Consider the following 19,243-nt stretch of genomic DNA (forward strand, 5'->3'; position numbering starts at 1 on the left):
GGATCAGTAGAGGAAGAAGGGGGCGGTCGGGCTGCCCGGCCGGGCGTCGGCGTCCGCCGGGCCGACGCCCTGGACCTGCTCGCGCAGGACCTGGGTCAGCGGCGGCCCGGCCCACGTCACCCGGTTCGCCTCGTACATCACCGGGCTGCGGGTGAACGGGACGACCGGGTTGTCCGGATAGGTCGCCAGGTGGGTGACCTTCGCGCCGAGGTCGGTCCGGAGCGCGACCTCGGTGCCGGCCCCGTCCACGCTGACCTCGAAGACCGCCGGCTGCCCCTGCGCGCCGGCCAGGACCAGCCGGGACTCCCCGGCCCAGTCCACCGCGGTGAGCGCGGTCAGTGACGTGGGCACCTGCCGGGTCGGCCCGACGGTGACGCCGTCGCCGTCCACGCTGACCGCCGCCACGTACAGCCGGCCGTCGACGACCAGCGCGATCCGGTGCCCGTCCAGCGCGGCGGCGACCGCGGTGACCGGGCCGGGCACGAGCAGCGGCACCGGGGTGAGCTGGGCGTGGGTGTCGAAGCGGTAGAGCTCGCCGTCGGCGACCACCAGCCCGTGCGCGTTCCGGACGTCCGGGGTCTTCAGCCACACCGGTCGACCGATCGAGGTGTACGGAGCGGCACTACGGGCGGCGACCCGTACCGGAGCCGCCCCGCTGCCCACCGCGAGCCGCTGACGTCGGTCGTCGGTCACCACGAGCGCGGCGAGGATCTGCTCCCCGGCCCGGCTGAGCCCGGCGGAGACGACGTTGCGGTTGTCCGCCGGGGCGACCGGGTCGGTACCGCTCACCTCGCCCAGGAACGCCAGCGGACGCACCGCTCCCTCGTAGACGCAGAACCGCTGCGGATCCAGCCGGACCTGGTACACCGGGTGGGTGCGCCGGTGCTCGGCGGCGCTGGGGATCGTGCGGCGGGTCTGGTTGCGGACCTTCAACTCCAGCGGGCCGTCGATGTCCGGCAGCGACCAGGCGAGCTGGGTGACGAGCCGGTCGAGTTTGGTCCCGTCCTCGCCCGACATGGCGATGTCGATCTCCCACCGGCCGTCGGTCTCGGTGGCGTTGTTGATCAGTTGAGCGCCGTCGGGCAGTCGGGTGACGGTCGGGGCCAGCCATTCCGACGGCCCGTCGGTGAGCCAGCCGACCGCCTCGGTGACCCGGCGTTCCCGGGGCACCGCGAGGGGGAGGTACCGCTGGTCCGGGACGAGCCGGGTCTGGTCGGAGTTCCAGAAGTAGATCGTCGAGGGCTGGTAGTACTCGCGGAGCGCCTCGACGCTGAGGAGCAGGGTGCTCGGGGGGTCCACGACGTAGTAGCCGGCGTCCTCGTCGCCGGAACCGGCTGGCGCGGCGCCCCGCAGGTCGAACTGGTACTGGGCCTCGGTCGCCACCGGGGGCGCGAGCGTGCCGTTGGCCCGCAGCAGCCCGACCTGCTGCACGGTGACCCGGACCGAGAAGGTGGCCTCCTCACCGGTGGTGCCCTGCGGGTTCACGGTGGTGACCGGATCGTCGAGCAGGCGGACCACGTTCACCGCGAAGTCGCTGCCCTGCTTCGCCTGGATCCGGTTGCGGTCCTCCGGGGCGATGAACTGCACCACGCGCTCGTACGCCCGGTTCGGCTCACCGGCAGCGGCGGCGAGGAAGTTGCGGACGAACGCGGCGGAGTCGCTGCCGCTGGCGCCGCGCGACGGTGGCTCGCGGTTGCGGCCGTTGACCGACCCGGCCTCCCCGACCGGGCCCGGGCCGTCCACCCGCACCTCGGAGAAGCGCGGGATGCCGCAGCCGGTCGTCCCGGCGGCCAGCAGCGCCCCGGAGAGCAGCACCGCCACCACCCGGCGGTTCACGGGCCGACCTCGGCCCGCTCGCCGTCGCGTGCCGGGCCGATCGCCAACGCCCCGCCGGGCCCGGGACCGATCGCCAGCAGCTCGCCGTCGCGCGGGCCGCCGAAGGGCAGTGTGGCGTCGGCGGGCACCAGCCGCAGCGGCGAGGTGGTCAGCCGGTCCCCCGCCCGGGCCGGCAGGGTGAGCCGGAACTGCGCACCCTGCCCCGGCGCTCCCCACGCCTCCAGCCAGCCGCCGTGCAGCCGCGCGTCCTCCAGGCTGATGGAGAGACCGAGGCCGGTCCCCCCGGTCTGCCGGGCACGGGACGGGTCGGCCCGCCAGAACCGGTTGAACACCAGCTTCTCCTCCCCCGGCTTCAACCCCACCCCATGGTCGCGCACGGTCACCGCCACGGCGGTCTCGTCCACGCCGAGGGTGATCCGGACCGGCCGTCCCTCACCGTGCTCGACCGCGTTGCCGACCAGGTTGCGCAGCACCCGCTCGACCCGGCGCGGATCCACCTCGGCGATCACCGGGCCGGGCGGCACGTCCAGCTCCAGCGGCACCCCGACCCGCTCGGCGAGGCTGCCGAGCCGGGCGGCCACCCGCTGCACCACCGGCACCAGGTCGGTCGGTTCGGCGTCGAGCATCGCGAACCCGGCGTCGAACCGACTGATCTCCAGCAGGTCGGTGAGGAGTTCCTCGAACCGGTCCAGTTCGGCCTGGAGCAGCTCGGCGCTGCGGGCCACCGCCGGGTCGAAGTCGTCCCGCTCGGCGAAGATCAGGTCGGCCGCCATCCGGACCGTGGTCAACGGGGTGCGCAGTTCGTGCGACACGTCGGAGGTGAACCGGCGCTGGATTCGGGACATCTCCTCCAGCCGGAGGATCTGCCGCTGGAGGTTGGTCGCCATCTGGTTGAACGAGGCGGCGAGCAGGGCGAGGTCGTCCTCGCCGTTGACGGTCATCCGCTGGTCGAGCAGACCGGCGGAGAGCCGCTGGGCGGTCCGGGCCGCCGCCCGGACCGGGCTGACCACCAGCCGGGTCACCAGGGCGGCCAGCAGCCCGAGCAGGAGCACCAGCGCCGCCCCGGTGGCGACCACCGTGGCCCGCGCGTCGCCGGCCGTCTCGGCCTGGCGGGTCAGCGGCACGAAGTAGTACAGCTCGACCTGGCCGAAGCGGGTCGGCACGGGTGACCCGTACACCAGGTAGGTGGTCTGTTCGCCGGTCAGCTCTCCGGTGCGGATCTGGTGGGCGACCTGGCCGTCGGCGACCGCGGCCCGCAGCTCCGGACTGATCAGGGGCCGGACGTCCACGTCCAGCGAGGTGCGCGACTGGAGCACGCCGGAGTGCTGGTCGGCGGTGATGGCGACCACCACCCCACCGGTCTGCGCCGGGTCACCCCCGCCGGCCAGGTAGTTGACCGTGCCGTCCAGGGTCTCCTGGAGCTTCGCCTCCTGCGGCTGGCTGAACACCCGGAACTGCTTTTCGGAGTACTCCCGCCCGCTGGTGAGCCGCAGCAGCACGTCGGTCTGCGCGTTCTCCAGCAGGATGCCGGTGATCTTGTCGGCGATCAGGTAGGCGAACCCGCCGACCAGCAGGCTGGAGGCGACGAGTGTGATGGTCACCACACGCACCTGGAGGGAGCGTCGCCAGGTCTGCCGCACCCCGGCGGTGAGCCGGGCGGACCATCCGACCAGGGCGTGCCAGAAAGCCCGCACGGCGGCTAGCCGGTGGGTGCGGGAAGACGGGTCGGTGAAGGCCGGGGAGTCACGCACAGTGGTCCCCAGGTTATCCCGTACCCGCCTTGTAGCCCACGCCCCGCACGGTCAGGATGATCTCCGGCCGCTCCGGGTCCGGCTCGATCTTGGCGCGGAGGCGCTGCACGTGCACGTTCACCAGCCGGGTGTCGGCCGCGTGCCGGTAGCCCCAGACCTGCTCCAGCAGGACCTCACGGGTGAACACCTGGCGCGGCTTGCGGGCCAGCGCGACCAGCAGGTCGAACTCCAGCGGGGTGAGCTTGACCTCCTCGCCGTTGCGGCTGACCGTGTGCGCCGGCACGTCGATGGTGATCTGGTTGTCCGGCGGGCCGATGGTCAGCATCTCCGGCGCGGCGTCCTCGCCCCGGCGCAGCCGGGCCCGCATCCGGGCCACCAGCTCCTTGGGCTTGAACGGCTTGACCACGTAGTCGTCCGCCCCGGACTCCAGCCCCAGCACGACGTCGACGGTGTCGCTCTTGGCCGTCAGCATGACGATCGGCACGCCCGACTCGCCCCGGATCGCACGGGCCACGTCGATGCCGCTCATCCCGGGCAGCATCAGGTCCAGCAGGACGATGTCGGGCCGGTTCTCCCGGAAGGCGGCCAGCGCGCGCTCCCCGTCGGCGACGAAGGAGGGCTGGAACCCCTCGTTGCGCAGCACGATGCCGAGCATCTCGGCCAGCGCAGGGTCGTCGTCGACCACCAGTACCCGTGCTCTCATGGGATTAATATTCCATCCCCGTTCGTCATCGTGGGATCGGTGTCACCGGCGCGAGGTCCGCGCCGGCAAGCTTGCCACAGAAAACCCGCGATCAGCAGGGTCCGCCACCCCTACGAAGGCCGGTGCCGGGCTCCACCACCGGCCGGGCCGGTGCGACAGGAGGGAACGGCATGCGTGTCTTCGGCCCGTGGCTGGCCGTGCTGGCGGTCGTCCTGCTGCTCAGCGCGCTGCGGTTGCGCGCGCTCGCGGCGGCGGTGTCGGTGGGCTGGCTGGTGTGGTGCGCCTGGACCTGGATCCGGGCGGCGGCCCGGCGCGGCGGCTGAGCCGGCGGCAGCCAGGGCGGCCACCGCCTCCGGGCGGCGGCCCGGATGGACGGACACACCCGACCGGGCCGGCTGTGCCCAGCCGGCCCGGTCGCGTCGGTGCTCAGTAGCGGTAGTGCTCCGGCTTGAACGGCCCCTCCGGGGAGACGCCGAGGTACGCGGCCTGCTCCTTGGTGAGGGTGCTCAGCTTCGCGCCGAGCGCGTCCAAGTGCAGCCGGGCGACCTTCTCGTCGAGGTGCTTCGGCAGGACGTAGACGCCGACCGGGTACTGGTCGGTCTTGGTGTAGAGCTCGATCTGCGCGATGGTCTGGTTGGCGAACGAGTTCGACATGACGAAGCTCGGGTGCCCGGTGGCGTTGCCCAGGTTCAGCAGCCGGCCCTCGGAGAGCACGATGATCGCGCGCCCGTTGTCGAACTGCCAGAGGTCGACCTGCGGCTTGATGTTGATCCGCTTGACGTCCGACCGCTTGGCCAGGCCGGCCATGTCGATCTCGTTGTCGAAGTGGCCGATGTTGCCGACGATGGCCTGGTGCTTCATCCGGGCCATGTGCTCGTTGGTGATCACGTCGAAGCAACCGGTGGCGGTGATGAAGATGTCCGCCTGCTCCACCACGTCGTCGAGGGTGGCGACCTGGTAGCCGTCCATCGCCGCCTGGAGGGCGCAGATCGGGTCGACCTCGGTCACCACGACCCGGGCGCCCTGGCCGCGCAGCGACTCGGCGCAGCCCTTGCCCACGTCGCCGTAGCCGAGCACGACCGCCATCTTGCCGCCGATCAGCACGTCGGTGGCGCGGTTGATGCCGTCGATCAGCGAGTGCCGGCAGCCGTACTTGTTGTCGAACTTGCTCTTGGTCACCGAGTCGTTCACGTTGATCGCCGGGAAGAGGAGCTTGCCCTCCCGGTGCATCTCGTAGAGGCGGTGCACGCCGGTGGTGGTCTCCTCGGTCACGCCCTTGATGCCGGCGGCGATCCGGGTCCAGCGCTGGTTGTCCTCGGCGAGCGAGCGGTGGAGCACGCCCAGGATGACCGCGAACTCCTCGGAGTCGGCGGACTCCACCGGCGGCACCACACCGGCCTTCTCGAACTCGGCACCCTTGTGGACGAGGAGGGTGGCGTCACCGCCGTCGTCGAGGATCATGTTCGGCCCCTGGCCGTCCGGCCAGGCGAGCACCTGCTCGGTGCACCACCAGTACTCCTCCAGGGTCTCGCCCTTCCAGGCGTACACCGGCACGCCGGCCGGGGCCTCCGGGGTGCCCTCGGGGCCGACCACGATGGCCGCCGCGGCGTGGTCCTGGGTGGAGAAGATGTTGCACGACGCCCAGCGCACCTCCGCGCCCAGCGCCACCAGGGTCTCGATCAACACCGCCGTCTGGATGGTCATGTGCAGCGAGCCGGTGATCCGGGCGCCGCGCAGCGGCTGGGCCTCGGCGAACTCGCGACGGATCGCCATCAGGCCGGGCATCTCGTGCTCGGCGAGCTGGATCTCCTTACGCCCGAACTCGGCGAGCGACAGATCCGCCACCTTGAAGTCGCCCTCGGCAACGGTGCGCGGCCGGGCCTCGGACGGCGCACTGCTGGACGCCGGGAGGGTGCTGGTCATGAGAGCTCCTGTCGGAACGAGATTCTTGGGCGGCTATCCACCTTACGCGAGACAGCGCGCGGGGCGGTCGAGCACAGACAGAGAATCCGTCCAGCATCGGCCGCCCCGCGCATCCCCCCGGTTTGGTTCCCCGCCCGTTTCTCGGACCTGCGTCGCGACAACGGTGCGTACTCAAAGGTTCACACCGCCAGCCCGGCACGTCAAGCATTTCCGGAATATCCGGCATGCGTGTTGCGTCGTATTCGACCCTGTTCGCGGAATGTACCCGATCGCCCGTCCGGACCGGCGTCAGCGCAGGCCAGCAGCGGCGACGAAGGCCTCACCGGGCCCCGAGACGACCAGTGGACCGGCACCGGCGGTGCCGATCGCCGCCTCGCCACACCGCAGCGTCACGCTGCCGGCATCGTCGCCCACGGTGATCGTCCCCGCCACACAGAGGACCACCCGGGGGCCGGGCACCGGCAGCGGCACCGCCGTGGACCCCGCCGTCGGGGCGACCCGGTAGAGCACGAAATCGTCGACCGGTACCGGCCAGGTCACCACACCCGGTACGACCGGACGGGCGGCCACCACCGGATCGTCGAGGACGTCGAACCGGAGGATCCGCAGCAACTCCACCGGATCGACGTGCTTCGGGGTGAGCCCGCAGCGCAGCACGTTGTCGCTCGCCGCCATCAGCTCCACACCGGTGCCCCGCAGGTAGGCGTGCAGATTGCCGGCCGGCATCCAGATGGCCTCGCCGGGCGCCAGCCGAACCCGGTGCAGCAGCAGCGCCACCAGCACGCCGGGATCGTCCGGGTACCGGGCGGCCAGCTCGCGGGCCAGCACCGCGTCCGGGCCGGCGACCGGTGCCGCCACCACCGCCTCGACCAGCCCGGCCCGCTGGGCCGCCGGCCAGTCCAGCAGCAGCCGGACCGCCTCCCGCAGCCCCGACGCGCCCTCGTTCAGGGCGGCCACCACCGGCGCCAGCGCGGGCACGCCGAACCCGGCCAGCGCCGCCGCCGAGACGGCCGGGTCCCGGAACCCGCAGAGCGCCTCGAACGGCGTGAGCGCCACCAGCAGTTCCGGCTTGTGGTACGGGTCGACGTAGTTGCGGTGCCCGTCGACGCGGGCGCAGTCGGCGGCGTACCCGTCCCGGGCCTGCTCGGCGTCCGGATGGACCTGGAGGCTCAGCGGCGCCTCGGCCGCCAGCACCTTGAGCAGGAAAGGCAGCCGGGGGCCGAACCGGTCCAGCACCTCCACGCCGAGCCAGTGGCCGGGATCGGCGTCGAGCAGGTCGAGCAGGCTCACCCGCGCGCCGTCCCGGTCCACCGTCGCCGGAGCACCCGGGTGGGCGCCCAGCCACAGTTCCGCCTCCGGCCCGTCGCTGGGCACCGGCCGGCCCTGGAGTTCGGCGATGGCCGACCGGGACCCCCACGCGTAGTCCCGGATCGGCCCGTACAGCTGCTCCATGGTCAGTTCCCGGACCGTTCGCCGGACGCCCCCGTGCCGGACGCTGCGGCGGACCCCGCCGCGCCGTCGCCGCCAGCCCGCGCCCGGGCGGCCGAGTAGATGTCCGGTTCGAGGTAGATCACCCGGGCGACGGGCAGCGCCGCCCGGATCCGGGCCTCCACGGCGTCGATGCCGTCGGCCAGCTCGGCGGCGGTCTCCCAGGCCGGCACGCCGATCTTCGCGGCCACCATCAGCTCCTCCGGGCCGAGGTAGAGGGTCTTCATGTGGATGATCCGCTCCACCTCGGGGCCCTCGGTGATGGCCCGCTCGATCCGGGCCACGTCGTCGGCCTCGGCGCCCTCACCGAGCAGCAGGCTCTTGGTCTCGACCGCCAGCACCACCGCGATGGTGACCAGGAGGACGCCGATCGCCGCGGTGCCGGCGGCGTCCCACAGGCCGTTGCCGGTGATCAGGGTCATCCCGACCCCGATCAGCGCCAGGACCAGGCCGACCAGCGCGCCGAGGTCCTCCAGGAGCACCACCGGCAGCTCCGGGGCCTTGGCCCGCCGAACGAACTGCGTCCAGGAGGCCTTGCCCCGGACGTGGTTGGACTCGACGATCGCGGTGCGGAACGAGAAGGACTCCATCGCGATCGCCGCCACCAGCACGGTCACCGGCACCCAGTGCCAGCTCTCGATCGGGTGCGGGTCGTGCCACTTGTGGTACGCCTCGTAGAGCGCAAAGAGGCCACCCACGCTGAACAGCACGATCGACACGATGAACGCGTAGACGTAGCGCTCCCGGCCGTACCCGAAGGGGTGCTGCGGGGTGGCCCGCCGCTTGGCCCGGCGACCGCCGAGCAGCAGCAGCCCCTGGTTGCCGGAGTCGGCGACCGAGTGGATCGACTCGGCCAGCATCGACGACGAGCCGGTCAGCAGGAACGCGATGAACTTGGTGACGGCGATGCCGACGTTGGCCAGCAGCGCGGCGACGATCGCCTTGGTCCCGCCACCGGCGCTCATGCTGCCGCTCCGGTCGGTGTTCGGTGGTGCGGCACGGATGTGCCGAGCCGGGGGGTCGACTCGCTCACGGGTTGGCCAGCTCCTTCATCTCCGAGACAGCGGGCACCGCCATCGGGTCCAGGCCGTGTGCCAGCGCGAGGTAGATCGAGGCGAAGTCCGGCACGGCGACCAGGGAGGCGAGCCGCTCCAACGCGGACCCGCCCTCGGCGGTCACCACGTCGCAGCGCACGCCGCGCCGTTCGGCGAGGGTCTGCACCGCGTCGGCCCGGCGCTCCTCGACCGCGAGCGGCTCGTCGGAGTCGTCGTCGGCGTTGAGCCCGCCGTCGCGCAGCAGCACCACCCGCAGCCGGGTGCCGTCGGGGGTGTCGTCCGGGTCGGCGAAGATGTCCCGCGCCGACTCGACCAGACCACCGAAGACCCCGTCGAGCAGACCCACCCGTCCCCGGCCCGCCTCACCGAGCGCCCCGGCCACCACCGGGTAGCGGGCGTTCGCCGAGAGCGTGTCACCGAAGCGGCGGGCCGCCACGGTGGCCAGCGGCGACGAACCCCAGACGATCGGGATCGAGCCGGCCAGCCCGAGCGCCAGCGACTTCGCCGGGTTGACGAAGGACTCGGCGGTCGGACGGCACCGGTCCGCGTCGGCGTCGAGCCGGGCGGCCGTCTCGGCCAGGTCGGCCTCGTTCACCTTCACCAGGCCGAGCGTACGGGCGGCGAGCAGGACCGGCACGGTGAGCGCCCAGAGGCTGGCCCGGGCCGGGGCCCGACGCGGCACCGGGATGAACGGGGCACGGGCCCGCTCGGCCACCGACTGGAGCTGGGAGTCCGGTGCGCCGACGGCGACCAGCCGGGCACCCCGGCGGTGGGCGGCCTCGGCCGCGCCGAGCGCCTCCGGGCTACGGCCCGAGGCGCTGACCGCGATCACCACGTCCGCCGCGCCGACCCAGCCGGGCACCCCGGCGCTGCGGTGCGGGATCACCGGCACCGGGCAGCGCGGCCCGGCGACCGTGGCCAGCACGTCCCCGGTACGCCCGGCGGTGCCGATGCCCGCGATCACCACCGCCCGCGGTCGTCCCTCGTCGGCGAGCAGCTGGAGGTTGGCCTCGGCGGCCAGGGCCGCCGTCTCACGCACCTGGGCCCCGGCGGAGGCGATGTGCCGGAGCATCCCGCCCGGGTCCTGTTCGGCGAGCGCGTCCGGGTTGTCCAGCAGCGCCTCGTTCGCCTCGCGGTGGCCGCTGACTCCGGCCGTGCCCTCGATCACGACTGCCGCCCCGGGCGGGCCTCGTCCAGCAGCAGCACGGGCACGTCGTCCCGTACCTCGAAGATCCGGTGGCACTCGGTGCAGGTCAGCGTCTGGGCCTGCGGGTCGTAGTCGAGTGGGGCGTGGTGCGTGTCCGGACAGGCGAGGATCTCCAGCAACTGCGGATCCAGGGCCACGGCGCGGCTCCTTCCACGTGTGTGGTCTCACCGGTCGGTCTCACCGACCGGCGCACGCGATCTTATCGGCGAACCCGGTCGAGCACCTCGTCACGGAGTGCGGCCATCCGGTCCGGGGTGGCCGCCTCGACGTTGAGCCGCAGCAGCGGCTCGGTGTTCGAGGCACGCAGGTTGAACCAGGACCCGTCCGGGAAACGCAGGGTGAGCCCGTCCATGGTGTCCACCTCCGCCTCCGGGTACGCGGCCCGCACCTCGGCCACCTTCGCGGCCTGGTCGGCGACGGTCGAGTTGATCTCCCCGGAGGCGACGTAGCGCTCGTACCCGGCGGCCAGCTCGGAGAGGGGACGCGGCTGCTCGCCGAGCGCGGCCAGCAGGTGCATGGCGGCGAGCATGCCGGTGTCGGCGAACCAGAAGTCCCGGAAGTAGTAGTGGGCGGAGTGTTCGCCGCCGAAGACCGCGTTGGTGCGGGCCATCTCCGCCTTGATGAACGAGTGACCGACCCGCGCCACCACCGGGTTGCCGCCGTTCTCCCGGACGATCTCCGGCACCGCGCGGGAGGTGATCAGGCCGTGGATGATCGTCGAGCCGGGGTGCTTGGCCAGCTCGCGGGCGGCCACCAGCGCGGTGATCGCGGACGGGGAGACCGGCTCGCCCCGCTCGTCCACGGCGAAGCAGCGGTCCGCGTCGCCGTCGAAGGCCAGCCCGACGTCCGCGCCGTGCGCGATGACCGCCCGCTGGAGGTCGACCAGGTTCGCCGGGTCCAACGGGTTCGCCTCGTGGTTCGGGAAGCTGCCGTCCAGCTCGAAGTAGAGCGGAACGATCTCCAGCGGCAGGGCCGGCAGGACGGCGTCGCCGAGCACGCTGGGCACGGTGTGGCCGCCCATCCCGTTGCCGGCGTCGACCACCACCTTCAGCGGCCGGATGCCGGAGAGGTCGACCAGGCCGCGCAGGTGGGCGGCGTACTCCGGGCGCAGGTCGCGCTGCTGGGCCGGCGCGGTCGACTCTCCCACCGGCGCGGGCTCGCCCTTGTCCAGCAGGGCCTGCGCGTGGTCGCGGATCTCGGCCAGGCCGGTGTCCTGCCCGATCGGCCGCGCGCCGGCCCGGCACATCTTGATGCCGTTGTACCGGGCGGGGTTGTGACTGGCGGTGAACATCGCCCCGGGCAGCCCGAGCGCACCGGAGGCGTAGTAGAGCATGTCGGTGGAGGCCAGACCGATCTCGACCACCGAACGACCCTCGGAACGCACGCCAGCGGCGAAGGCGGCGGCCAGACCGGGCGAAGTGGCCCGCATGTCGTGCCCCACGACCACCTCTTCCCCGGGTTCTCCGGTGGTGTTCAGCAGGTGCGTGAAGGCGGCGCCGAGGGCTTCGGCGGCCCGTTCGTCCCACTGGTCCGGCACCGTCCCCCGGACGTCGTACGCCTTCACGATCTGGGACAGATCAGACACCGAACCAGCTCCCTTGCCCACGGGTCGTCAACGCCACTGAGCGTATCGGAGGGTACGGCGGCTACTCGGGTAGGCGAGGCATGATGGCCGTCGAGTCACCACCGTCGGTGGAACCCGACGGTGGTGACGTGCCCGGCTGTCCGGATCTCGGCGTCGGGTACACCGGACCGGCCGGCCCGTACGTCTGCCCCGGCGGCGCCGGATACACCGGACCGGCCGGCCCGTACGTCTGCCCCGGCGGCGCCGGGTACACCGGGCCGGACGGAGGCTGGTCGGAGCCCTGGGGCGACGCCGGATAGACCGTGCCGGCCGGCGGTCCGCCGTAGTAGCCTCCGCCGGCCGTCGTCGCCGGGCCGGGCTGGCCCCCGGAACGGTAGGTGGTGCCGCCCGGGTTGCCCGGCAACGGCGGCACCGGCGTGGCCGATGCTCCGCCCACGTCCCGCCGGTCCGCGCGGGATCGGCGGAACAGCAGGGCGATCATGCCGAGCCCGACCACCACCAGGGCAACGCCGATGATCATCACCGGGGAGAACCCGCCGTCCGACCCGCTCCCGTCGGCGGCCCGGCCACCGCCCCCGGCCGCACCCGCGGCGGCGAGCGTCGAGTCCAGCACCGGATCCTCGGTCGGCGGTCCGGTCTCCACCGGGCTCGGGCTCGGGGTCGGGCTCGGGGTCGGGCTCTTCGTCGGCTTCGGGCTCGGGGTGGCGTTCCGGCCCGCCCGGACCTGGGACGTGTCCGCGCCACGGCCGATCATCTGGCCGCCCGCGGTGGTCGCCTCCCCCGCCACGGTGAGCTTGCCGTCGGGCGCGCCGGGCAGGAAGGCCACCCGGTACCGAACCGTGATGCTCTTGCCCTTGCAGAGGGTCGGGTTGGCCGGAGACGTCCGCGCGGTGGTCAGCACACCGCCACCGGAGACCGGGACCGGCCACCACTGGCCACCGGCGGACACCTGCACCTCGACCTGGTCGGCCCGCACCCCCTCCAGCCGCAACCGCAACCCGGTCCGGAGCAGGACGCATCCCTCGCTGCGCTTACGCACCTCGACCGCCACCGACCCGGGCGAGCCACCGGCGGTGAAGCTGCTGGAGGTACGCACCTTGACCGAGTCGTCGTCGGCCAGCGCCGGTGTCGCACCGAGGACCACGGCACCGCCCAGCAGCGCGCAGACCACCGCCAGGCGCGCCGCTCTCCGACGTACCGTCATGATCACCTCGCCGTTCCTCCCCGGTTGGGGTCCGGCCGTCAGGCTACTACCGGAGGCCGACCACCCTGCGACATCGACCACCGGCGCTGCCTTCGACCCGCCCCGGTTCGTTCGTCCCGCCTCGCCTTCTCCGGCCCGCCCCGGTCGCCGCTCCGCCTCGCCTTCGTCGATCCGTTTCGGCCGTCGCTCCGCCTCGCCTTCTTCGATCCGTTTCGGTCGTCGGTCCGTCCCGGTCGTCGGTCCGCCTTCGAGCGGGGTCAGATCCGACCGGCGAGCGCCGATCGGCAGAGCCGGTCCGCCGTACGGGTGGTCTCCGGCAGGCGGTAGCGCGGGGCGAGCGCGAGCACCCGGGCGCAGGCGTTCTCCAGACCCATCCGGTGCCCGACGGACACGAAGACCGGCTTCACCCCATCCTGGGTACGCAGCACCCGGCCCACCACCTCGGCAGCGTCCACCAGCGGCGACCAGGCACCCCGCCCTTCGCCGGGCGGATCCCAGGTGCCCACCAGCGGAGTCTTTCCCACCCCGATCGCCGGCAGGCCGGTGAGCACCCCGAGATGGCAGGCGAGCCCGAACCGCCGTGGGTGCGCCAGCCCGTGCCCGTCGCAGACCAGAAGGTCCGGTCGGTTCGTGAGCCGCCCCAGCGCGTCCAGCAGCGCGGGCAACTCCCGGAAGGCGAACAGGCCGGGTACGTAGTCGAACGCCGGCCGACCGATGACCACCGCCGAGTCGACGACCCGCAACGTCCGCGCGTCCAACACGGTCACGGCCGCCGCGAGCCGGTCACCGCCCTCGGCGTAGGCAACGTCCAAGCCGGCCACCGTCGCGGGCTCGGCAGGGCCCGGCCCGACCAGGTCGACCGACGGTCGCAACCGGTCCTGTACGCCCAGCGCCTCCGCCACCGTCACCGGCCACCCGGCATCGGGGCCCACCGGCTTCCCGCTGTCGGGTCCGTTTTCGTTTACGGCCAACTCGTGATCATCCCACCGTTACACCGTATCCGGACTGTCCGAGGAAGGCGCAAGCAGCAGCTTGGGCCGCCCCTCGATGTCGGAGTCGGAACACCTGGCGCTGGCGACGGCGCAGGGCCGGGGATAACGTCGCTCCGATGAGTATCGGCATCACCGGATCTGGCACGAGGGTTCCCACCGACAGTCAGATTCGCGCCCTACACGAGCGGTTCGCGCCCACCCCTGACGCCTTCGAGCTCGTCTACACCCATTGCCGGATCGTATGCGAGTTGGCCGAGCAACTGCTTGCCAACCGGGAGCACAGTCTCGACGTCGAGCTCGTCCGTGCCGGGTGCCTGCTCCACGACATCGGCGTGTACCGCCTGTACGACTCATCCGGCAGGCTTGAGCAGGGAAACTACGTCCGCCACGGACTGCTGGGACACGAACTGTTACGGGATCTCGGATTGCCGGAGAGCTTGTGCCGGTTCTGCTCCTGCCACACCGGCATGGGGTTGAGCCGTGAGGACGTGGTCCGGCAGCGGCTTCCGATTCCGGTCGACGACTACCTGGCCGAGTCCGACGAGGAACGGCTCGTGATGTATGCCGACAAGTTCCACAGCAAGAGAAACCCGCCGGTATTCGTGTCCGCTGCCACCTACGTGTCCGGCGTCCGGCAGTTCGGCAGGGACAAGGTGGATCGCTTCGCAGAGATGGTGGAGCAGTTCGGCGAACCGGACCTGACGCCGTTGGCAAACGACTACCGACACATCATCGTGTAGAGGTCGGCCACACCGACGCGTCTGGGAACGAGGCCCGGCGAATCCGGATCAGCGGGCCACCTGAAGGCGATCGACGTCAGCTGTCCGCCTGCCCGACGGTGGGGTCGGCACCCGGATCACCCTGCTGTCGTAACTGCTCCTCGAACATGACGAACGTCTTCCGGCGGATTCCGTTGACAAGCGCCCGCTCGTGCGGCGACAGGTACCGCCGCTCCTGCCGTTCCGCATCGGTGATCGCCTTGACCGTCTCGTACAAGGCGAATATCGGGCTGTCACCGGTGAGGTAACGAGCCCTGTACCGCTCAACCTCCTGCACGAAATCAGCGGCGGAAAGCGGGAATACCTCGCCACCCACAGCGAAGAGAATTTCGTCGATGAGGTTGTTCGCCGGCTCCCAGCCTCCAGTATCAATCGACACCCGCCAGGCTCGAACTCCGCCACCCGGCACCTCCACCAATTTCACCGGAGATGCGTAGTATCGGAAGTAGGAAGGCAACCGGAGCCCCGGTGCACCGCTCACATCTTCTCCCCCCTGCATGTCGATTGCAGCGCCGCCCAGAACAACTCCTGTTCACGGCGGAGCACTCCATCGAAGATCGCCTGCTCCATGACACTTAGAGGACGGCCCTCCTGCCGGGCCAAGGCCTTCAGGTCACGCCGAACCTCGTACAGAGCATGCTCCCACGCGGCCACCTCGTCCAGCGCAGCAAGGTGGAGGCGAAATTCGGCAATATGGCCGTTCGACATCTCAAGAAGCAGTTGAACGTCGCGATATCCACTAGGTTGGGGGTGCCGAAATCGGTCATCGCAGGACACAATCCTGACGTCTGGCTCATGGCGCAACCGATCCAACACCTGGTAGAGCTGATCGAGTGACTGGAACTCGATTTTCGCCCCAGCAAGGTCGCGTAACTGCGACACGTCCCCCTGGTATTTACTTACCTTGTCCTCGGCGCGACGCCGATCCTTCGGGGCACTACGCCAACCCGGCCGACCGATCTGCCGGACCCCGTCCCACGCAAGCCTGACCGCCAACCCCGTCAATTCAATCTGAGCTTCCGCCGCCGCGACGTACAGGGCGTCCAGGTACCGTCGTCCGTACACGCTGTCCGAGCGTCGACGTGAATCGAATCCAGGCTGAACGACTTCATAATCAAGAATCTCGACTGACAGACTGATCCGACGCTGTTCGTCCGTCAGCGGTGTCGCTTCCGGTTCCGGTGCCCCCGCCATAACGCACTTCTCAGGCCCACGTTGGGCGATGTCGTCGAGCACGGAACCGAGGACGTCGATGGCCTGCTGGTGGCTGGCGAGGTGGTGCAGCGTAACCGGACGCGCCGTCAGCGACGCCATCAACTCCGGCGTCGCGAGGATCATGGCGACCAGGTCCGGTCGCTGCGTCAACTGCCGGACCAGCGTCTCAGCCAGCAGCGGCTCGCCCTTCGGCGGAGTTTGCCACGTGTCCAAGAGCATCCGCTGCACACGCGGTTCGGCGAACATCGTGGCCAGGTTCCGCACGGCCGGCTCGTCCAGGTGGGGAGCCAGTCTCCGCAGGACGTCCCCGTCCGCCGCTGCCGCAAACTCGGCCGGGCTGACACCGGCGGCGAACACCGCGTCCAGGTCGCTGGCCGAGGCCAGCGGATGTGCTCCGGATCCGTCAGACGGCTCGGGCACCCGCCCAGGAGCACTCGTCCATCGCGTTCGGCCCCGGTCCGGTCCGTCATCGTCCGCACCTGACCGGGCCGGGCCGAGGGGTTGCTGCTCGCTGAAGTCGCCCACCTCGCGGCCCGGCAGGGGCATCGGCTTGCCGTCCGGCCCGACCACCAACGCGTCGAGCCCGGCGACGTTCCCCGGATGCGCCACACCCCGATGGAAGTACGGCGGGCGGTCCGACACCGTGCCGATCTGCGGGTCGAGGTACAGCACCGTGCCGTTCTGGTTCAGGGCGACCCACGCGTGCGCGCCACCGCCCTCCCAGGTGTTCACGAGGAAGGCGAAGCTGCCGTGGCCACCCGAGAGCAGTTGCCCGTGCAGGTCGGCATAGCCCTGCATCACCTGCTGCCGGGCAGCGGCCGGCGACAGGCCCTCGGTCGACGGGGTCACCCGCTGGTAGACGCCCCCGGTGGCCCGCTCCACCCGTCCCGGTCCGCCCCACTCACCGTCGATCGGCCGGTCGACGTCTCCCTCGTAGTAGCCGTCGAAGGTACGCGGCGCGGAGACCCGGGGGCGGCCGTGCAGCCAGGTCTCGTAGAGGGACAGCGTGCAGTCGAGGCAATTGATGCCCCGGGTGGCGTCGGCGCTCGGCCCGCCGTCGTTGACCAGCGAGAACCATCGACCCCGTCGGGGATCGGCCGTCCGGGTCACGCTTCCGCCAGCCTCGCGCGGCATCTGTCGTTCCAAGTCGGTCTGGTGCAGCGCCAGCGGCGGACGCAGCCCGCCACGTTCCCCGTACGGCCGGGTCTGGTCGGTCGGCGGCGGATCGTCGCCTCCGGTGAGCGCCGACCTGCTGCCGGTCTCGACCCCACCTTCCGCCAACTGCGCCACGTCGTCGTTGATCCGCCAGAAGTCCGCGTCGTCATCGACGAAGGTGACATCCGGCAGAACCGCGCCTTCCCGAACCTCCTCAGCGAGATCCGCCTGCTGGTGGCTGAGACGCTCCTGTTCTCTCGCCTCCGTCAGCAATGCGTCTGCGGCTTGGCGCTTCCCGGACCTGTCCAGCCCACGAGACTGCTCGATCAGCCAACGTGCCGCCTCCAGATGGTGCTCTGCATCAGAGCGAAGGCTGGCCACCAGTCTCTCCCGTCGCCGGTCCTCGAACCAGGCGCGCTGGGCTTCGTAGTAGCCGCGGTAGCGACGCCGTTCGAAGGCCTCGCGATCCGCCGCCCACCTCATCTCGTACCACAGACGGCTCCTGAGCGCGGGCTCCGTCGTCGGCCCGGGCGTGGGCTCTGGCCCGGGTGTAGGCGGTTCCGGCGGTTGCGACTGGGACGTCTCTGGAGCCAGCGCCTCCAGCAGAGAAAGGTCGAGCACAGGGGGTTCCTGCCCGTCGCGTTTCCTGCCCGGCACAGTCGAAGCCGACCGGGCAGTCACGGACGGGTTCGGCGCGGCTGTCGACGCCCCGGATCCGAGGATCGGTGCCGTGGCCGGTGTAGCGACGGTGGCGACGGGCAGGGTCGTTCCGGAGGATCCCGAAGTGACCGACGCCGATGGCTGCGTGCTGGTGGCAGTCTGCGCCGTCGTTGCGGACGAGCTTGTCGTAGCCCCCAGGTCGAGTGCGGGCGCGGTACCCGGGGACGCCGCCAGCACCGGATCCATCGGGACGGACGACAGGCTCGGTGCCGCGGCGACTGGGACAGGTGTCCCGGGCGGGACTGCGGTCGACAAGGGACTCGTCGTGGTGGTCGTCGGCGCGGAACTCACCTGAGAAGCAGCCTCGGCCCGGCGGTCCGCTTGTGCAGCCACCCCACCAGCACCGCTCGCCTCGGTCGAATCCCGTGCGTTCGCAGGACCACCCACCTCGGCGGAACCACTCCTGTCACCTGCCGGTGGCGACATCGGATCCGGCGTGAAGTTGACTCCGGGGCTCCTGGGGGGCGGCGCGCCGCTGGCGATGTCGCTGAGTTCAGTGGCCGTCCGTTGGGTGGGGAGCGGCGACGGAGCCGAGTCGGCTGCGGGCACGGGCAGCATGGATGGTGCGGTGCCGTCGACCACGGAGAGGGACGTACCGCCCAGTGCGGCCGTCCGCGCGTCGAGTCGCGCCTGGAGCGCCGCGTCGCTCTGGCTGATCACCGAGCTGGTGGCCCCGGAGGCAGCGGCCCGCGCTGCGTTCTCCAAGCCGACGAAGCCACCTCCGGTCGCCAGGCTGGCTGCCTGCTCGGCGATGATCTCGCCGCCCATCTCACGGCCAAGGTGCTCGGCGAACTGCCCACCCCGGCTGTTGGCATGTCGTCCCAGCCCGGCCAGCGGGGCAGCGGCACCGCCGGCGAGCCCACCGAGGGCGGAGGTGCCGAGATCGGCCAGGTCCACGCCGTCCCGCCGGCCGGTGGAGTTCTGGTAGCCCTGGATGGCGAGGTTCACGCCACCCTCCTGCGCGGCCTCCAGCAGGCCGCCCCGCAACGCGTCGCGTCCCAGGCCGCGTAGACCGTCCTTGGTGACCTGCTTCGCGGCCCGCTCGGTGGCCTCCTGCATTCCCTTCTTCAGCGTCTTCCGGGCGAGTTGCGCGATCAGTTTCCGGAAGATCTGCTGCACCACGTACCGGGTCGCGGTGATCGCGGCGGCTGCGGCCGGCGAGGCGGCACCGGCGGTGAGGACGACCGCCACCGTCATGGCGAGCAGTTCGACCACCAGGATGCCCAGCTCGATCCAGACCTCGAGCTTGGCGCCCTCGATGTCACAGCCGCACTCCTCGACGAGGCGACCGAGGTCGGTGCTGACCGCGAGCAGCAACGGCAGCGGTGCTTCGTCCCCCTCGGCCACCTTTCGCCAGGCGGCGTCGAAGGCATCCGCGACCGCCCCCACCGCGCCGTACCCGCTGAGCACCTCCCCGGCGGCGGTGACGGCATCCTCACGCGGACCGGCCAGCGCGGCGGCGACGCCGTACCACTCGTCGGCGAGGTCCCAAACCGCCCGCTCGTTCCCGTCCGGCCACTCGACGCCGACCACCCAGTCGAGCGCCTCGTAGACCCAGCCCGGCAGCTGCCAGGGGCAGAAGTCGAGGGGGTGCGGGATCGGGCTCGGCAGTACGGTCACCCCGGCGCTC

The 19,243-nt window shown here is 71.6% G+C and carries 15 protein-coding genes; 2 read left to right on the forward strand and 13 right to left on the reverse strand.

Annotated features, from left to right (window positions below):
- Window positions 1-3 precede the first annotated feature (3 nt).
- The 3 genes from GA0070618_RS04685 to mtrA all read right to left on the reverse strand — a co-directional run bounded on the left by GA0070618_RS04685 (window position 4) and on the right by mtrA (window position 4,290).
- Complete coding sequence (locus GA0070618_RS04685; protein ID WP_088980531.1) at window positions 4-1,836, reverse strand: LpqB family beta-propeller domain-containing protein; 1,833 nt, start codon at window positions 1,834-1,836, stop codon at window positions 4-6.
- The gene (mtrB, locus tag GA0070618_RS04690) at window positions 1,833-3,509 is read right to left on the reverse strand and encodes an MtrAB system histidine kinase MtrB (protein WP_088985285.1); all 1,677 of its coding nucleotides are present in this window, start codon (window positions 3,507-3,509) and stop codon (window positions 1,833-1,835) included. Before mtrB ends, GA0070618_RS04685 begins: the two co-directional genes overlap by 4 nt.
- Window positions 3,510-3,600: 91 nt before the next feature.
- Window positions 3,601-4,290: an MtrAB system response regulator MtrA gene (gene mtrA / locus GA0070618_RS04695; RefSeq protein ID WP_088980532.1), complete on the reverse strand. Its 690-nt coding sequence runs from the start codon at window positions 4,288-4,290 to the stop codon at window positions 3,601-3,603.
- Between the two features lie 170 nt (window positions 4,291-4,460).
- Here mtrA and GA0070618_RS33905 point away from each other — a divergent pair, with 170 nt between their 5' ends.
- Entirely contained in the window at window positions 4,461-4,613 is a 153-nt protein-coding gene (locus GA0070618_RS33905; protein WP_170107808.1) for a hypothetical protein, read from the forward strand.
- Window positions 4,614-4,716: 103 nt separating this feature from the next.
- Here the strand turns inward: GA0070618_RS33905 and ahcY are convergent, their stop codons facing one another.
- The 8 genes from ahcY to GA0070618_RS04735 all read right to left on the reverse strand — a co-directional run bounded on the left by ahcY (window position 4,717) and on the right by GA0070618_RS04735 (window position 13,654).
- On the reverse strand, window positions 4,717-6,213 hold the full coding sequence (gene ahcY, locus GA0070618_RS04700) for an adenosylhomocysteinase (protein WP_088980533.1): 1,497 nt from the start codon (window positions 6,211-6,213) through the stop codon (window positions 4,717-4,719).
- 288 nt (window positions 6,214-6,501) lie between these two features.
- Entirely contained in the window at window positions 6,502-7,665 is a 1,164-nt protein-coding gene (gene manA / locus GA0070618_RS04705) for a mannose-6-phosphate isomerase, class I (protein ID WP_088980534.1), read from the reverse strand.
- Between the two features lie 2 nt (window positions 7,666-7,667).
- Window positions 7,668-8,666: a cation diffusion facilitator family transporter gene (locus GA0070618_RS04710; RefSeq protein WP_088980535.1), complete on the reverse strand. Its 999-nt coding sequence runs from the start codon at window positions 8,664-8,666 to the stop codon at window positions 7,668-7,670.
- 64 nt (window positions 8,667-8,730) lie between these two features.
- Window positions 8,731-9,924, reverse strand: a complete 1,194-nt coding sequence (locus GA0070618_RS04715) for an SIS domain-containing protein (RefSeq protein ID WP_088980536.1) — start codon at window positions 9,922-9,924, stop codon at window positions 8,731-8,733.
- Window positions 9,921-10,100, reverse strand: coding sequence for a Trm112 family protein (locus GA0070618_RS04720; RefSeq protein ID WP_088980537.1), 180 nt, complete (start codon window positions 10,098-10,100; stop codon window positions 9,921-9,923). Before GA0070618_RS04720 ends, GA0070618_RS04715 begins: the two co-directional genes overlap by 4 nt.
- Before the next feature lie 62 nt (window positions 10,101-10,162).
- A complete protein-coding gene (locus GA0070618_RS04725; protein ID WP_088980538.1) occupies window positions 10,163-11,548 on the reverse strand; it encodes a phosphomannomutase/phosphoglucomutase in 1,386 nt (461 codons plus the stop codon).
- A 61-nt stretch (window positions 11,549-11,609) separates the two neighbouring features.
- Window positions 11,610-12,752, reverse strand: a complete 1,143-nt coding sequence (locus tag GA0070618_RS33290) for a hypothetical protein (RefSeq protein WP_157748916.1) — start codon at window positions 12,750-12,752, stop codon at window positions 11,610-11,612.
- 257 nt (window positions 12,753-13,009) lie between these two features.
- Window positions 13,010-13,654 carry an endonuclease V gene (locus GA0070618_RS04735; protein ID WP_197701774.1) on the reverse strand — a complete coding sequence of 215 codons (645 nt, stop codon included), beginning with the start codon at window positions 13,652-13,654 and terminating at the stop codon, window positions 13,010-13,012.
- A 206-nt stretch (window positions 13,655-13,860) separates the two neighbouring features.
- Here GA0070618_RS04735 and GA0070618_RS04740 point away from each other — a divergent pair, with 206 nt between their 5' ends.
- A complete protein-coding gene (locus tag GA0070618_RS04740) occupies window positions 13,861-14,484 on the forward strand; it encodes an HD domain-containing protein (protein ID WP_088980541.1) in 624 nt (207 codons plus the stop codon).
- Between the two features lie 76 nt (window positions 14,485-14,560).
- On the opposite strand, the gene GA0070618_RS04745 is transcribed toward GA0070618_RS04740, so the two are convergent.
- Complete coding sequence (locus GA0070618_RS04745; protein WP_231931605.1) at window positions 14,561-14,947, reverse strand: hypothetical protein; 387 nt, start codon at window positions 14,945-14,947, stop codon at window positions 14,561-14,563.
- 53 nt (window positions 14,948-15,000) lie between these two features.
- Window positions 15,001-19,233, reverse strand: coding sequence for a toxin glutamine deamidase domain-containing protein (locus tag GA0070618_RS04750; protein WP_088980543.1), 4,233 nt, complete (start codon window positions 19,231-19,233; stop codon window positions 15,001-15,003).
- Window positions 19,234-19,243 lie beyond the last annotated feature (10 nt).

Origin of the sequence: Micromonospora echinospora (assembly GCF_900091495.1) — a bacterium.
GTDB lineage: Bacteria > Actinomycetota > Actinomycetes > Mycobacteriales > Micromonosporaceae > Micromonospora > Micromonospora echinospora.

What these genes read in the sequence shown, in the direction of transcription:
- mtrA (WP_088980532.1), bottom strand. Translation starts at nt 4,290, where the DNA reads ATGAGAGCACGGGTACTGGTGGTCGACGACGACCCTGCGCTGGCCGAG.
- GA0070618_RS33905 (WP_170107808.1), top strand. Translation starts at nt 4,461, where the DNA reads ATGCGTGTCTTCGGCCCGTGGCTGGCCGTGCTGGCGGTCGTCCTGCTG.
- ahcY (WP_088980533.1), bottom strand. Translation starts at nt 6,213, where the DNA reads ATGACCAGCACCCTCCCGGCGTCCAGCAGTGCGCCGTCCGAGGCCCGG.
- manA (WP_088980534.1), bottom strand. Translation starts at nt 7,665, where the DNA reads ATGGAGCAGCTGTACGGGCCGATCCGGGACTACGCGTGGGGGTCCCGG.
- GA0070618_RS04710 (WP_088980535.1), bottom strand. Translation starts at nt 8,666, where the DNA reads ATGAGCGCCGGTGGCGGGACCAAGGCGATCGTCGCCGCGCTGCTGGCC.
- GA0070618_RS33290 (WP_157748916.1), bottom strand. Translation starts at nt 12,752, where the DNA reads ATGACGGTACGTCGGAGAGCGGCGCGCCTGGCGGTGGTCTGCGCGCTG.
- GA0070618_RS04740 (WP_088980541.1), top strand. Translation starts at nt 13,861, where the DNA reads ATGAGTATCGGCATCACCGGATCTGGCACGAGGGTTCCCACCGACAGT.